Source organism: Lentzea alba (assembly GCF_011067745.1).
Lineage (GTDB): Bacteria > Actinomycetota > Actinomycetes > Mycobacteriales > Pseudonocardiaceae > Lentzea > Lentzea alba.
The window spans coordinates 339222-353195 of record NZ_JAAMPJ010000006.1; the positions used below are offsets into that span (position 1 = coordinate 339222).

The window sequence follows — 13974 nt, forward strand, 5'->3', positions numbered from 1 at the left end:
GGTTACGGCTCCACGGTGAACTCGTTCAAACTTAATTGAGCAATACTCATTTTGGCTGGTCATGGCACGGTTGTCGGGGCAACTTAATTGCACGTTTCAGGACATGCACTGGTACAAAGTATTTGTGTCCGATATGAGTTCACTGTTTCGTCATGAATTGGGAATGCCGGTTAATTCGGCACTGATTCGCTCTTGAAGCATGAAACTGCAGCGAGACCAGGTCGTCGCGGCGGGCCTGGTGGGCACCGTGGTCGTCGTGCTCGGGTTCGCGTCGGGCATCGGCGGCGTACCGGTGGCGCAGAGCGGGCCGACTCCGCCCGTACGGCACCCGCCCGCCGCCACCACGACACCTCCGGTGCGCCCGCAACAGCCGCCACCGCAACAGCAGTACGTCGTGCCCGCGGCGGTTCCTCTCCCGGTCGCGCAGGGTCCGCACGTCCCTGCGCCCGCGCTCGAACATCCGCACCCGGCACCGACTTCTCCGCCGTCGAAACCGACGGTTCCGCCGACCACGACGCCTCCCTCGAAGCCGTGTGAGGGCGCGGCGGTCACCGAACTGCTGAAGCTGCTCGACGTCGACGAGCTTCCGGTCGTCGGCGAACTGCTGCCCGGTACGCACGAGGTCGAGCGGCAGTCCGATGTGGACCTTCCGCTGCTCGGAAAGCTCGGCGATCCGGCGAAGCTGGTCGGCGATCTCACCGGCGACCTGCTCGGTCCGGGCTGCTCGCTCGTCGCCGACGACGAGACCGGCAAGATCACCGCGCTGCTGAGCACGCCGTGACCGAGGCGGCGAAGTCGTGGTTCGTGCTGGCCAGGACCTTCGACTACCTCGGCACGGTGCTGTTCGTCGGCGGTGCGGCGTTCTTCGCGCTGCTGTGGCCGGACGGCGCGGACACCAGCCGGGCGCGGCGCCTGGTGACGTTCGGCTGGCTGTGCGGCGTCGCGGGCACTGTCACCGGACTGTTCCTGAACGCCGCCTGGGTCGCCGGACGCCCGCCCGCGTTCAGCTGGGAGGTGGTCCGCCCGCTGCTCGACGCGCCGTTCGGACGGGTGTGGTTCGCGCGGACGTTGCTGTGGGTGCTGGCGCTGGTGGTGCTCGCCGACCTGGCCCGCCGCGGTGCCCGCGCGGCGCGTTCGTGGGCGTGGCGCGCCGGTGCGGGCGCGGTGGGGCTGGGCATCCTGCGCACCAACGGCATGACCGGCCACGCGCTCGACCTGCCCGTCTGGGGCCAGCTCGCGATCTTCGCCCACCTGCTCGTGGTGTGCCTGTGGATCGGGGGCCTCGTGATGCTGCTGTTCGTCACGCTGCCCGACCGCGCCGCGCTCACCACCGTGCTGCCCCGCTACTCCCGCCTCGCCGTGGTCTCCGTCGGCGTGCTCACCGTCGCGGGATCGCTGCTGGCGTGGCGGCTGGTCGGTTCGCTGGACGCGTTGCTGCACACCGGATACGGCCAGATCCTGCTGGCCAAGCTCTCGATCTTCGCCGTTCTCCTCCTCCTGGGCCTCGCGAGCAAGCGCTGGGTGGATCGGCGACTGCACACCGCCGACGGCACCCGCGCCCTCGTCTACTCGGTCACGGCCGAAGCGGTGCTCGCCGTCGCCGTTCTCGCCGTGGCCGCCCTGCTCGTCACGACCGGTCCCGGTCGCTGACCCGTTCGAAAGGAATCCACAGTGGACAAACGAAACCGGTTGGCGGCACTCGTGGCCGCGCTCGGCATCGTGGGTGCGGTGCTGTGCCTGAGCCAGGCGGGCTCAGGACTGGCCGCACCGGCCGTAGGCCTCGCCGCGGTACAGGGCGAGGCAGCGGCGACGACCAACGTCGAGATCATGGGCTACGCGTTCCAGCCCGCGGCACTGACCGTCGCCCCCGGTGACACGGTCGTCTGGACGAACCACGACACCGCCCCGCACAACGTCGTCGTCACCTCGGGCCCGGAGAAGTTCACCTCGCCGACCCTGCAGAAGGGCGAGTCCTACAGCTTCACCTTCACCAAGGCCGGTTCGTACTCGTACTACTGCTCGGTCCACCCGGACATGCAGGCTTCGGTCACCGTGTCCGGGGACGTCCCCACGACCCCGCCGACCACCACACCCCCGACCACCACGCCACCCACGACCCCACCGACGACCCCGCCGACCACGACACCTCCGACCAGCCACCCGACCCACCCGTCGCCGACCACCGCTCCACCGGCCGGCGGTGAGTGCGTGCCGAAGGCGGCGCTCGAACCGTTCGTCGCGCACCTGAAGGCGGCGCACCTGGAGACTTCGCCCCTCCAGCAGGTTCAGGACGCGCTGGCGTTCGACAGCTACGTCAAGGCGCACACGGTCCTGCTGGAGAAGATGCTCGATCCGGCACTCGCCAGCTCACTGCCCCAGGACGTGCTTAAGCCGTTCATCGCGCACGTGAAGGCGGCACACCTGGAAACGTCACCCCTGCAACAGGTTCAGGACGCGGTGGCGTTCGACAGCTACGTCAAGGCCCACACCGTCATGCTCGAGCAGATGCTCGACCCGGCGTTCAACCAGGCGATCTGCTGATGCGGCGCGGCCTGGCCAGCGCCGTCCTGGCCGCGTTCGCCGTGCTGATCCTGTTCAGCACGGCGCCCGCCACCGGCGCCGAGACGCACTCGATCCCCATCGCCCAGCACCAGTACCAGCCAGCGTCGATGACCGTGCGCGTCGGCGACGTCGTGACGTGGACCAACCAGGACCAGGCCCCGCACGACGTGGCAGCGGGAACGTTCCGCTCGCCGATGCTGTCGACCGGCCAGTCCTGGAGCTACACCTTCACCCAGCCGGGCACGTTCGACTACGTGTGCTCGATCCACCCGGACATGCGGGCACGCATCGTCGTGCAGCCGGCCGAGCCGGTGGCACCGCAGCATCCGGCGACGCACGAGCCCGCACCCCAGCCCGCTGTGGCGACCACGACGACGGAGCCGCCGACGACCACCGCACCGCCGTCGGTCGAGACCGAACCCGCGGTGATCGCCGCGCCTCCGGCCGAGCCGCCCTCGCTGCAGCCGATGCTGCTGCTGGCCGGGCTCGTGGCCGCGGTGACGACGTTGTGCCTGCTCGTCATCGGTTCACGTCCAGAGCGCGAGTCACCGTGACGTGGAGTCGGGTCAGGCGGCCGGGTCAGGCTCGGCCGCGACCCAGTCCAGAAACCTCTGCCACGGCTGCAGCGTGAAGTGCAGCTTCGGCCCGTCCGGATCCTTGGGGTCGCGTACCCAGACGTCCTCGTCGTCTTGCACGACCTCGACCGCGTCACGACGGTCGTCGGGGCCATCAGAACTCTGCTTGTTCTCCCGCCACGGGCTCACCTAGGTGCTCCTTGCCGGTTGATGGACGTGCTTGTACCGCCGACGTATCGGTTGCGTCGGCTGGAACGTGCTCGACATTCACCCCGCTGGGTGAGTGACCGTGTTCAGAAATGCGTGCCACGCGGTGGGTGACACGTCGAACCGCGGCCCGTCAGGATTCTTGGAGTCGCGAACCCCGACGATGACTTGGTTGAACCTGACCTCCACGCAGGCATCGCCTCCGGTAGAGCTGTGGCTGCTCTTGCACCACGCGGTCAATCAGGGGCTCCTTGCAGGAAGTTGATCAGGGCGGAACGCGTGTCCCTGCCGTTCCACGCAAGGTTCTGAACCTGCTCGAAGAGCTGACGCATGGGCTCCGTATGGGACGGTTGATCGTAATAGACGGAGGGCCCGTAGATCACGGTACTGAACGTGATCGGGTCGGACGTGTCGAACTCCAGCGCCACCATGCCGCCGCCGTTGCCGGGACTGTTCATGGCGTCGAGCGGCACGATCCGGATGCTCAGGGCCGGGTGTTGCTCGAGCAGCTGCAACAGGTGGAGCACCTGCTCGCGCATCACCGAGCGATCACCCAGGACGTGCAGCAGCGAGTCCTCGGTGAAGACGATGTCGATCCGCTCGGCGAGACCCGAGTGCAGCACCTGTTGGAGTGCGAGCCGGAAGGAGATGCGTTCGGAGACCTCCGTTTCCGACGAGATGTACGCTCCCGCCCCGATGATCGCCTTGACGTATCCCTTCGACTGCACGAGTCCTGGAATGACTCCGCACTCGTACCAGCTGATGCGCCGTGCGGCCGAAAGCAGGTCCATGAACCGCGGGAAGGAGTCCGGCAGGGTGTCGACGTAGCCAAGACGGGGTTGCCGGCGCCTGCTGGCTCGGCCGAGTGCGAGCACGGTCGAACGCTCGTCACCCTCCACGTCGTAGAAGTCCAGCAACCGGATGAGTTCCGTCGAGCCGAGGGCGCCCTTGCCGTTCTCCACCTGGCTGAGCCGCCCCGCGCTCCGGCCGATGACCTCGGCCGCTTCCTGCTGCGATTTGTTCGCCGCCATGCGCAGGCGTTGGAGTGTGAGTCCGAGCTGGAGGCGTTCCACGGTCTGCCTGGCCTGACCCACGTGGCTGCCTCCCTTCATACGCTTAGGCGAGCGACTTTAGTCTCAAGTAGGGCTAAAGTTAAGCCTAATTCGGGCGGCCTGGGGTGAAGATGAGGTTGACCATGGGCGACAGGCGCGAGTGGCTCCTTCACTGCAGCGACAGCTACGCGGACCGAGCGGTCTGCGAGGTCAGCGTGAGCGCGGGTGCGGTGGAGATCGCCGGCCCCGACGGACCGGCCTTCACCCTCGAAGGCGCCCAGATCTCGCACTTCCGCGCCGCCCTCGACGCCGCCATCGGCCAGAGCGAGATCGACCGCGCGCGTCACACGGTTGGCGAGGGAACCGAACCGGCATAACGTGGGTCATACCGGTACGCAAGAGCGCAGGAGGTGTGTCCCGGTGTACATCGACGAGAACGGTGCGGCCGACGCCGAGCTGAAGGTGACCGTCGAGGACGAGGAGTACACCGCCGACGTCACCTTCGACCTCGACCACGACGGCGTGAACGACTCCGCGGTGGTCGAGACGGACGACGGTGGTCATCTGGCGTTCACCGACAGCAACGGTGACGGCGATGCCGATCTGATGAGCACGTTCGACAAGGACGGCAATCTGCTGAGCCAGGCTCGGTTCGAGGAGAATTCCGGCGAGTGGGTTGCGGTCGACCCGAACGACTCGCACGAACAAAAGACCAATTCCTCGCCGAGTCAGACCATTGTCGTGGACACCGACGAAGGCGATCGAAACGTCGGCAAGGCGACCGAGGACACCGATGGCGACGGCAAGGCCGACACCGCTGTCGTGCGTGACGACGACGGGGACACCTGGCTGTTCACCGACAAGAACGGCGACGGACGGGCCGACGTGGCGACCGAGATCACACGATCGGGCGAGGTCACGATGTCGGAACACCGTGGTGACGACTGGGTCGAGGTCGAGCACGGGCACATCGAGTCCGACGGCCGGTACGTGACGGACTCCAAGAGCGGCATTTTGGACGACTCGGACGACTGGTTCGAGGAAGAACGGTTCGACGGAGTGGTCCGAATCGATTCCACTACCGGGCAGTGGATCAGCCCGAACTGACGTCTGAACTGAAGCGCAGGTCACAGGCCCTGGTGTGGTGAGAACCGCACCGGGGCCTCTTGTGTTTTTCCCACCTCAAGCGCGCCTTAACGCCGTCCGAGTGCTGAATCGATTCCAGAATCGGTTTTGTGAGGGAAGCGACAGGCTGGGGGTGCTTTACCTGCCATTCACCGGGCTAACCTCGGTCCATCCCCTTCCACGCACGCCCGGCCCCACCGGGCGTTGTGGAGCTATTCCCGAGGACGACGAAGTCCCCAGCCGGACCCAGCTACGTCCTCGGGCAGCCGAGGCGTTCAGTCAGGAGACGAGACGAGATGACGGCAGTGACCATTCCCGGTCTCGAACACGCACCTACCAACCACGCGCGCTTGCTCGCATGGGTTCAGGAAGTCGCTGAGCTGACCTGCCCCGATGAGGTTGTTTGGGCGGACGGGTCCCAGGGTGAGTGGGACCGCCTCACGCAGAAGCTCGTCGACGCCGGCACGTTCGTGCCGCTGAAGAAGAAGCAGAACTCCTTCTGGGCCGCCTCGGACCCCAGCGACGTCGCACGCGTCGAGGAGCGCACGTACATCTGTTCGGTGCGCGAGGAGGACTCGGGCGCGACGAACAACTGGATGGACCCTTCAGAGATGAAGGCCATCATGACCGAGCTCTACCGGGGCTGCATGCGTGGCCGCACGATGTACGTGATCCCGTTCTGCATGGGCCCGCTCGACGCGGAGAAGCCGATGCTGGGCGTCGAGATCACGGACTCGGAGTACGTCGTCGTCTCCATGCACATCATGACCCGCATGGGGTCCAAGGCCCTCGCGGTCTTCGGCGAGGACGCGGACTTCGTGCCCGCGCTGCACTCGCTGGGCGCGCCGCTCGAGCCCGGTCAGCAGGACGTGCAGTGGCCGTGCAACGACACCAAGTACATCTCGCACTTCCCGGAGACCCGCGAGATCTGGAGCTTCGGCTCCGGCTACGGCGGCAACGCGCTGCTCGGCAAGAAGTGCTACTCGCTGCGCATCGCGTCCGTGATGGCGCGCGACGAGGGCTGGCTCGCCGAGCACATGCTGATCCTCAAGCTCACCTCGCCGGAGAACAAGGCGTACTACATCGCCGCCGCGTTCCCGTCGGCCTGCGGCAAGACGAACCTCGCCATGCTGGAGCCGACCATCCCCGGCTGGAAGGTCGAGACGCTCGGCGACGACATCGCCTGGATGCGCTTCGGTGAGGACGGCCGCCTCTACGCGGTGAACCCGGAGAACGGCTTCTTCGGCGTCGCGCCCGGCACCGACTACCACACCAACCCGAACGCGATGCGCACCATCGCCAAGGGCAACTCGCTGTTCACGAACGTCGCGCTGACCGACGACGGCGACATCTGGTGGGAGGGCATCGGCGAGGCGCCGGCCCACCTGACCTCGTGGAAGCACCAGGACTGGACCCCGGACGGCGACGAGCTGGCGGCGCACCCGAACTCGCGCTACTGCACGCCGATCGAGCAGTGCGACATCAAGGCGCCGGAGTGGGACGACCCGAAGGGCGTGCCGATCTCGGCGATCTTCTTCGGCGGCCGTCGCGCCACGACGATCCCGCTGATCACCGAGTCGCGCGACTGGCAGCACGGCACCTACATGGGCGCCACGCTGTCGTCGGAGACCACGGCCGCCGCGGTCGGCAAGACCGGCGTCGTGCGCCGCGACCCGATGGCGATGCTGCCGTTCATCGGCTACAACGCCGGTGACTACTTCCAGCACTGGGTCGACCTCGGCAAGCGCGCCGACGCCGACAAGCTGCCGAAGATCTTCTACGTCAACTGGTTCCGCCGCGGTGACGACAAGCGCTTCCTGTGGCCTGGGTTCGGCGAGAACTCGCGCGTGCTGAAGTGGGCCATCGAGCGCATCGAGGGCAAGGCCGCCGCTACCGAGACCCCCATCGGTCACGTGCCGACCGCCGCCGACCTGGACCTCGAGGGCCTGGACGCGCCTCTTGCGGACATCGAGGCCGCGCTAGAGGTGAACGCCGACGAGTGGCGCGCCGAGATCCCGCTGGTCGAGGAGTGGTTCGCCAAGATCGGCGAAAAGGTCCCGACCACGCTCCGTGACGAGCTTGCAGCTCTGAAGCAGCGCCTCGGCTGACCCTGACTGCACGCGGGGACCCTACGTACCGTCAGACGGTACGTAGGGTCCCCGCGTGCATTTCCAGCAGGTGCGGTGAGTGACTGGGTCACCTGGGTGAGGTATCACTGTGGTGTGACGCAGGACGAGGACTTCCTCGGCGGACTGAACTTCGACGGCTCGAAGCGCGATGTGGAGGTCGGCCCGACCACGGGCATCGTGCGCTACTACCCGGTGCCGCCCGCCCCGCCGGCCCGCACGCCGTGGTGGCGCTACACGCTCGTGTTCGTCCTCGGGCTCGCCATCGGGACAGCTGCCGGCGTGGTCCTGTGCAGCAATTTCCTCTGAATCAGTGCAGCTCATCGTCCATTTGAGACGAAGTTGTCCACAGGTGTGGACGGCTCTGTGCACATGTTGTGGATAGCTGTGGACAGCCCTGGGGACTTCTCCACAGGTTCCGAAAACGGTCTTGCTCCAGGAATGAACCTGGCCCCTTCCGGGAACGTCTTAGGTATGTGATGGCGGTCACAAAGATCGTCACCGAAGGCGGAAAGGGAGGTGTGCCGTGGGGATCGCAGGAATCGCGATGCTGGTGCTGTCCCTGGCCGCCGTGCTGATGGTCGTGGTGGCGAACTCAGTTCGGGAGCGGGTTGTCGCGGATGCCGAAGAGAGTGCCGTTGAAGGCCTTGTTGGCCTCGGCGTAGCAGACCGCGTTGGTCCAACCCTCTGACCAGGCCTGGGAGCCGGGGTTCCGCCACGCGGGGAACACGTCGCTGCGCTTGGACGAACCCAGGTAGTCGTGCACGGCCTTGGTGCACTTGCTCTTGGCGATGGCGTTCATCTGCTCCGTGGACGGAGCGGGGTCGGTCGACTTGCCGAGCGACACGACACCGGCGGGCACGGCCTCGGCCAGGTGCGCGGTGTTGCACGCGACGACCTTGACCTCCTGGTCCTTCGACGGCGAGCCCTGGGTGCAGGTCTGGAACGTCGTGAAGCCGTTGCCGCCGAGGATTCCCTTCACGGAACCCTTGCGCGCCAGCGGTTTCTCGTCGGGACTGATCTCCACGACGGTGCACAGCCGCCAGCGCTGGCCGTCCTTCCAGCCCTGCTCGTTCGGCCAGAACGCCCAGACCCGCAGGCGCGTCGAGTCCGCGTCACCGCTGCCCAGGTAGTCGGTGAGCGCCTGGCGGCACGGCGGCAGCGCGGCTTTGCGCAGCGCCTGGTTGTCCGGGTAGACCGTCGGCAGGCCGGTGAGCTCGCCGACGCTCATGACCTCGGCCTCGTGCGAGTCGGTGCACTGCAGCACCGTCAGCTCGTAGGCGTTCATGCACTGCCCGGCTTTGGGCAGCGCGGGTGCGGAGGCGGAGGCCGTGGACGGCAGCGGTCCGGGAACCGCTTGTCCTCCAACCTGGATCGCGCACGCGGACAGCGCCCACGAGCTCAGGACGATCGCCACCGCCAGCCGCACACGAGTCACACCACAGAGACTAGGGCCTTGACCTGATCGGCGATGTCCCGACGCTGCTTTTCGAAGGCCGGATCGGTCAGCGCGACCGGGTCGGCGGGCTGGCCGAGCACCGGTGTGTGCAGGTGTCCACCCAGGACATTCGTTGCGCCGTAACCAATTCGCAGCCGGTTCGCCCGGTACATGCTCTCGTTGGAGAGGTAGTCACCGCCGCCACCGGACGCCGCGACCCTGCCCGGAGTCGGCTCGTCCGTGCGGCACGACTGCTGCGAACCGACGACGACCCACTCGCAGAAGGCACGGTTGAAGTTCACGGCGAACGGCCCGGTGCCCGCGTCGATCATCTTCTGGAACGGCAGCGAGGTCTCGATGAACTCGTTCGCCGGCTGCGGCCAGCCCGCGGCGTTCGGGACGCTGCCGTAGGAGTTGACGTTGTTGTTGTCCGCGAAGCCACCACGCCAGCGCGCCGCCCACCGCTCGACGTCGAAGCGGCCCGGCCGGCCCTGGCTGATCGTCACGAACGCGTCGGGCTTCTGCGCCAGCGCGTTTCCGTAGAACTGCTCGACGATCCCCTCGTCGAACCCGCCCCACAGCACCGGCAGCACCGCGGCCTGCAGCACGACCTTGCCGGACGGCGTGGAGATCTCCCTGCCGTCGAGCTGCAACGCCGCCGCACCGGCGGGGTTGGCGCGCCGCACGTTCACGCCGCTGAGCTGGAACGGGTCGAACCCGGTCACGGCGATCCGGCGCACACCGGGCTTCGCCGGGAACGCCGAGTCGCTCAGTCCTCGCGAGGCCCAGTCGAACTTCTGGATCAACTTCGCGCGCTCGTTGACGGGCAAGGAGAAGCGCGGCTTCCACTGACGCAGCGCGGAGGAGAGCTGCAGGCGCGCCCAGTACAGCGGCCGGTCGTCGTAGGCGTCGTGGGCCAGGGGTGTTGTGCTCTGGGCGCGGGCGACGGCGGCCTTCCACAGCGCGGTGCCCTCGCGTTCCACGAACTGCTGAGCCTGCCTCGCCACGACCTGGTGGCAGAGCTTGGCGGTGAACTCGGTGACGCGGCCGTCGAATCCGGCGAGCTTCACGAGCGCGGGGCCGACGGCCGGGCCGCCCGTCACGAGGGTGTCGTCGAGCCGCTGTTCCTCGACGGTCAGCGGGGCGGTGGTGTCGTAGCAGTTCGCGTCCTGCGCCTGGGCGGTGCCAGGTGCGACGACGACCAGGGCGAGTGCGGTCAGTCCGACCAGTCCGGCGATGGGTTTCACGTCACTGATCTCTAACGCATGGGGCCACCCGCCGAAACCGACGGGTGGCCCCTGGCGTTAACTCTCGCGTCTCAGTGGGCCGCCACCGGCTTGACCCGAGGGCTGTCCTCGTCGACGTGGTAGTCCGACGGATCGGTCTGGTCCGTGCCGTTGAAGACCTTGGCCTTCTTGGCGATCAGCGTGACGATCACCGCGACGATCAGGTTCACCGCCAGCGCGATGATGCCGACGTAGATCGTCATGGCGGACTCCCCGAACGGGTGCCAGCCGAAGATGGACAACTTGCCGAGCGGCAGCGCGGAACCGGCGAAGTGCGCCTTGTTGATGGCCGGGTTGCCGATGTTGTAGAGCAGCCACATGCCGTAGCCCATGCCCGCGATCCAGCCCGCGACCAGGCCGTAGACGTGGAACCAGCGGGTGTAGAGCGCGATCGCGACCGCCGGCAGCGTCTGCAGGATCATCACGCCGCCGATGAGCTGCAGGTCGATGGAGAACTGCGGGTCGACGAACACGATGAACGCCACCGCGCCGAACTTCACGACCAGCGACGCGAGCTTGGCCTGCTTGGCCTCCTCCGCCGGCGTCGCGTTCTTCTTCAGATACTCCTTGTAGACGTTGCGCGTCCACAGGTTCGCCGCCGCGATCGACATGATCGCCGCCGGCACCAGCGCGCCGATGCCGATGGCCGCGAACGCGATGCCCGCGAACCACGACGGGAAGTTCGCGCCGAAGAGCTCCGGCACGATCGTGTTGGTGTCGGGACGGCCGGTCGCCTGGTTGACGATCGGCTTGGTGCCCGCGCTGATCGCGACGTAGCCGAGCAGCGCCAGCAGGCCCAGCACCAGCGAGTACGCCGGCAGCGCCACCATGTTGCGCTTGATCACGTTGCGGCCGCGGCTCGCCAGGATGCCGGTCAGCGAGTGCGGGTAGATGAACAACGCGAGCGCGCTGCCCAGTGCCAGCGTCGCGTACTGCAGCTGGTTGTTGCTGTTGAGCAGGATGCCGTCGGTCTTGGCCGGCGTGGCGTCGAACTTGGCCTGCGCGTCGTTGAAGATCTCGCCCCAGCCGCCGAACTTCGACGGCAGGTAGACGATCGCCACCAGGATGACGATGTAGATCAGGATGTCCTTGACGAACGCGATCAGCGCCGGCGCCCGCAGACCCGACTGGTAGGTGTAGAGCGCGAGGATCACGAACGCGATGAACAGCGGCAGGTGGCCGAGGATGCCGCTGCCGTTGAGGCCCATCGACCGCAGCACCGCTTCGAGACCGACGAGCTGCAGCGCGATGTACGGCATGGTCGCGACGATGCCGGTGATGGCGATCAGCAGCGCCAGCCAGTGCGAGCCGTAGCGGCCCTTCACGAAGTCGGCGGGCGTGACGTAGCCGTGCACGCGGCTGACCGACCACATCCGCACCAGCGGCAGGAAGACGATCGGGTAGAGGATCACCGTGTACGGCAACGCGAAGAACCCGGTCGCGCCCGCGCCGAACATCAGTGCCGGCACCGCCACGAAGGTGTACGCGGTGTAGAGGTCGCCACCGACCAGGAACCACGTGATCCAGCTGCCGAACTTGCGGCCGCCCAGACCCCACTCGTCGAGGTGGTCGAGGGTCTCGCCCTTCTGCCACCGCGCCGCCACGAAGCCCATGACCGTGACGAGCAGGAAGAGGGCGCTGAAAACGATCAGCTCAGTCCACTGCATCACTTAGCTCCCTCGTCCAGGTCGTCGACGCCGAGCTTGTCCGGCTTGCCGGTGACCACCGGCTTGTCCTTGGTCTTGACGTAGACCAGGCCGACGCACAGGACGCCGAGCGGCACGAACGCGAACTGGTACCAGTAGAAGAACGGCAGCCCGAAGACGCGGGGCTCGTCCTGGTTGAACCACGGCGTGATGAGCATGAGCAGCGGAACTATCAGCAGCAGGTTCCAGTTGCTCCAGCGCAAGCCGGTCTTGTGATCCGACGGCATGGTGGCCCTCCGTGTACGCGGTGTTGCGCGGATGTTAGGCCTGATAGGACGTGCCGTCAGCTTCGTGATCAGAATCGTTGCACTCTGCTTAACGTTCTCTTTGGACTAATCGGCCGACAGGCGGCCGACAAGATCCTGTTCAGCGGCTGCGAAGTACTCGTCCAACTGGACGACCGCTTGTTCAACCGTCCCATTGTTCAACAATTCTACGATCCTACGATTCCACGGCAGGTAGGTCTGGTGGAACGCGTCCATCTCGCGTGCGACGCGGAAGGCCAGCATGAGCTCGGCGAACAGCCGGTCGGACTCGTCGCTGAGCCGGGTGCTGCCCGCGAGGCCGACGATGCCGCGGTGGAACTGGATGTTCGCGGTGCCGGTCTTGCTGAAGTCGTTCTTCTCGGCGCGCGCCACGGCCTGCCGGACCGGCGACCTGACCGCTTCGCGCTGCGCCTCGCTGACGTCGTTCCAGAGCCTCAGCGCGCCGCACTCGATCACCCGGCGGGCGGCGTAGAGGTCGCGCACGTCGTCGCCTGTCGGCCGGCGCACGAACACCCCGCGACTGTGCTCGTGGACCAGGATCCGGTCGCGGGTGAGCAGTCGGAACGCCTCGCGGAGCGTGTTGCGGCTGACGCCCAGCGCCCCGCCGATCGCTTCTTCGCTCAGCCGCAGCCCCGGCTCCAGCTCACCGTCGAGCACTCGCTCGCGCAGCATGTCCGCGACCTTCTGCGCGGTGCTCGCCCGCTCCAGGTCGGCCTTGCCCTGCGCCAGCGTCGACACCCACGTCTCGGTCACCTGCCAAGTCTATTTGCAGGATCGTTCCATTGCACTATCGTAGAATCGTTCAACAATCCAACGATCCAACAAACCGAGCGCTGGAGGACGGCCATGGACCTGAACGCAGACCTCGGCGAGGGCTTCGGCCACTGGACCCTGGGCGACGACCAAGCCCTTCTGAACGTCGTGACCAGCGCGAACGTGGCCTGCGGCTACCACGCGGGCGACGCCGACACGATGCGCGAGGTGTGTGCCCTGGCCGCTTCGGCCGGCGCAGCGGTGGGCGCTCATGTCGGCTACCGCGACCTGGCGGGCTTCGGGCGCCGGTTCATCGACGTAGCTCCAGACACCCTGACCAACGAGGTGTTGGCGCAACTAGGAGCGCTGACGGCCTTCGCCCGCGCCGCTGGAACCCGCGTCTCCTACGTGAAGCCACACGGCGCCCTCTACAACGCCCTGGTCCGGCACGAGGCCCAGGCCGACGCCGTGGTGGACGCGGTGCGCCTGTTCGACCCGGCCCTGGCCGTCCTGGGCCCACCGGGCGCAGTCTGGCTGAAGCGAGCGTCGGTCGCCGGCCTGCGCGTGTGGCACGAAGCCTTCGCCGACCGCGCCTACACAGCAGCCGGCACGCTGGTCCCGCGCGGCGAACCGGGCGCGGTGCTGCGCGACCCGGCGGAGATCGCCGCCCGCTGCGTGCAAATGGCCACCGAGGGCTGGGTGCGCTCCGCGTCAGGACGGCCGGTGCGGATCGCCGCCGACTCCATCTGCGTGCACGGCGACACCCCGAACGCCGTGGAGATCGCCCGGACGGTCCGCGCGGCCCTGGAAGCGGCGGGCGTCACGGTGGCGCGGGTGGAGTCGCCGCTGCGCCACAGCCGCCAGGCAGTCTGACGAAC

At 67.3% G+C, this 13974-nt stretch carries 17 protein-coding genes; 9 read left to right on the forward strand and 8 right to left on the reverse strand.

Annotated features, from left to right (window positions below; translation table 11 throughout):
- The first annotated feature begins 199 nt into the window (after positions 1-199).
- Genes G7043_RS23690 through G7043_RS23705 form a run of 4 tightly spaced genes read left to right on the forward strand, consistent with a single transcriptional unit; the run spans position 200 to position 3116 of the window.
- Positions 200-781, forward strand: coding sequence for a hypothetical protein (locus tag G7043_RS23690; RefSeq protein ID WP_166048317.1), 582 nt, complete (start codon positions 200-202; stop codon positions 779-781).
- The gene (locus G7043_RS23695; RefSeq protein ID WP_166048874.1) at positions 778-1650 is read left to right on the forward strand and encodes a copper resistance D family protein; all 873 of its coding nucleotides are present in this window, start codon (positions 778-780) and stop codon (positions 1648-1650) included. The genes G7043_RS23690 and G7043_RS23695 overlap by 4 nt, the downstream gene beginning before the upstream one ends.
- 21 nt (positions 1651-1671) lie before the next feature.
- Positions 1672-2541 carry a cupredoxin domain-containing protein gene (locus G7043_RS23700; protein ID WP_313888045.1) on the forward strand — a complete coding sequence of 290 codons (870 nt, stop codon included), beginning with the start codon at positions 1672-1674 and terminating at the stop codon, positions 2539-2541.
- Entirely contained in the window at positions 2541-3116 is a 576-nt protein-coding gene (locus G7043_RS23705) for a cupredoxin domain-containing protein (protein ID WP_166048876.1), read from the forward strand. The genes G7043_RS23700 and G7043_RS23705 overlap by 1 nt, the downstream gene beginning before the upstream one ends.
- Before the next feature lie 12 nt (positions 3117-3128).
- Here G7043_RS23705 and G7043_RS48490 read toward each other — a convergent pair whose 3' ends face one another.
- The 3 genes from G7043_RS48490 to G7043_RS23720 all read right to left on the reverse strand — a co-directional run bounded on the left by G7043_RS48490 (position 3129) and on the right by G7043_RS23720 (position 4438).
- Positions 3129-3326, reverse strand: a complete 198-nt coding sequence (locus tag G7043_RS48490) for a DUF397 domain-containing protein (RefSeq protein WP_166048878.1) — start codon at positions 3324-3326, stop codon at positions 3129-3131.
- A 78-nt stretch (positions 3327-3404) separates the two neighbouring features.
- The gene (locus tag G7043_RS23715; protein WP_166048880.1) at positions 3405-3584 is read right to left on the reverse strand and encodes a DUF397 domain-containing protein; all 180 of its coding nucleotides are present in this window, start codon (positions 3582-3584) and stop codon (positions 3405-3407) included.
- On the reverse strand, positions 3581-4438 hold the full coding sequence (locus G7043_RS23720; RefSeq protein WP_166048882.1) for a helix-turn-helix domain-containing protein: 858 nt from the start codon (positions 4436-4438) through the stop codon (positions 3581-3583). Before G7043_RS23720 ends, G7043_RS23715 begins: the two co-directional genes overlap by 4 nt.
- Before the next feature lie 101 nt (positions 4439-4539).
- Here G7043_RS23720 and G7043_RS23725 point away from each other — a divergent pair, with 101 nt between their 5' ends.
- From G7043_RS23725 to G7043_RS23740, 4 genes are all read left to right on the forward strand, one after another.
- Positions 4540-4773 (forward strand): hypothetical protein, encoded by a 234-nt coding sequence (locus G7043_RS23725; RefSeq protein ID WP_166048884.1) that lies wholly within the window; start codon positions 4540-4542, stop codon positions 4771-4773.
- A gap of 43 nt (positions 4774-4816) precedes the next feature.
- Positions 4817-5503, forward strand: a complete 687-nt coding sequence (locus tag G7043_RS23730) for a hypothetical protein (protein WP_166048886.1) — start codon at positions 4817-4819, stop codon at positions 5501-5503.
- A 314-nt stretch (positions 5504-5817) separates the two neighbouring features.
- Entirely contained in the window at positions 5818-7629 is a 1812-nt protein-coding gene (locus G7043_RS23735; RefSeq protein WP_166048888.1) for a phosphoenolpyruvate carboxykinase (GTP), read from the forward strand.
- Positions 7630-7743: 114 nt separating this feature from the next.
- Positions 7744-7956 carry a hypothetical protein gene (locus G7043_RS23740; protein ID WP_166048890.1) on the forward strand — a complete coding sequence of 71 codons (213 nt, stop codon included), beginning with the start codon at positions 7744-7746 and terminating at the stop codon, positions 7954-7956.
- Positions 7957-8242: 286 nt separating this feature from the next.
- On the opposite strand, the gene G7043_RS23745 is transcribed toward G7043_RS23740, so the two are convergent.
- The 5 genes from G7043_RS23745 to G7043_RS23765 all read right to left on the reverse strand — a co-directional run bounded on the left by G7043_RS23745 (position 8243) and on the right by G7043_RS23765 (position 13096).
- The gene (locus G7043_RS23745; protein WP_166048892.1) at positions 8243-9085 is read right to left on the reverse strand and encodes a septum formation family protein; all 843 of its coding nucleotides are present in this window, start codon (positions 9083-9085) and stop codon (positions 8243-8245) included.
- Entirely contained in the window at positions 9082-10332 is a 1251-nt protein-coding gene (locus tag G7043_RS23750; protein ID WP_313888046.1) for a hypothetical protein, read from the reverse strand. Before G7043_RS23750 ends, G7043_RS23745 begins: the two co-directional genes overlap by 4 nt.
- Before the next feature lie 71 nt (positions 10333-10403).
- Entirely contained in the window at positions 10404-12038 is a 1635-nt protein-coding gene (mctP, locus tag G7043_RS23755) for a monocarboxylate uptake permease MctP (RefSeq protein WP_166048894.1), read from the reverse strand.
- The gene (locus tag G7043_RS23760; RefSeq protein WP_166048896.1) at positions 12038-12304 is read right to left on the reverse strand and encodes a DUF3311 domain-containing protein; all 267 of its coding nucleotides are present in this window, start codon (positions 12302-12304) and stop codon (positions 12038-12040) included. The genes mctP and G7043_RS23760 overlap by 1 nt, the downstream gene beginning before the upstream one ends.
- A 105-nt stretch (positions 12305-12409) precedes the next feature.
- Positions 12410-13096: a GntR family transcriptional regulator gene (locus G7043_RS23765; RefSeq protein ID WP_207311583.1), complete on the reverse strand. Its 687-nt coding sequence runs from the start codon at positions 13094-13096 to the stop codon at positions 12410-12412.
- Positions 13097-13189: 93 nt separating this feature from the next.
- On the opposite strand from G7043_RS23765, the gene G7043_RS23770 reads away from it, so the two are divergent.
- Positions 13190-13969, forward strand: a complete 780-nt coding sequence (locus tag G7043_RS23770) for a LamB/YcsF family protein (protein WP_166048898.1) — start codon at positions 13190-13192, stop codon at positions 13967-13969.
- Positions 13970-13974 lie beyond the last annotated feature (5 nt).

Coding starts and splice junctions, on each gene's coding strand:
- G7043_RS23770 (WP_166048898.1), top strand. CDS start 13,190: ATGGACCTGAACGCAGACCTCGGCGAGGGCTTCGGCCACTGGACCCTG.
- G7043_RS23725 (WP_166048884.1), top strand. CDS start 4,540: ATGGGCGACAGGCGCGAGTGGCTCCTTCACTGCAGCGACAGCTACGCG.
- G7043_RS23690 (WP_166048317.1), top strand. CDS start 200: ATGAAACTGCAGCGAGACCAGGTCGTCGCGGCGGGCCTGGTGGGCACC.
- G7043_RS23760 (WP_166048896.1), bottom strand. CDS start 12,304: ATGCCGTCGGATCACAAGACCGGCTTGCGCTGGAGCAACTGGAACCTG.
- G7043_RS23705 (WP_166048876.1), top strand. CDS start 2,541: ATGCGGCGCGGCCTGGCCAGCGCCGTCCTGGCCGCGTTCGCCGTGCTG.
- mctP (WP_166048894.1), bottom strand. CDS start 12,038: ATGCAGTGGACTGAGCTGATCGTTTTCAGCGCCCTCTTCCTGCTCGTC.
- G7043_RS23735 (WP_166048888.1), top strand. CDS start 5,818: ATGACGGCAGTGACCATTCCCGGTCTCGAACACGCACCTACCAACCAC.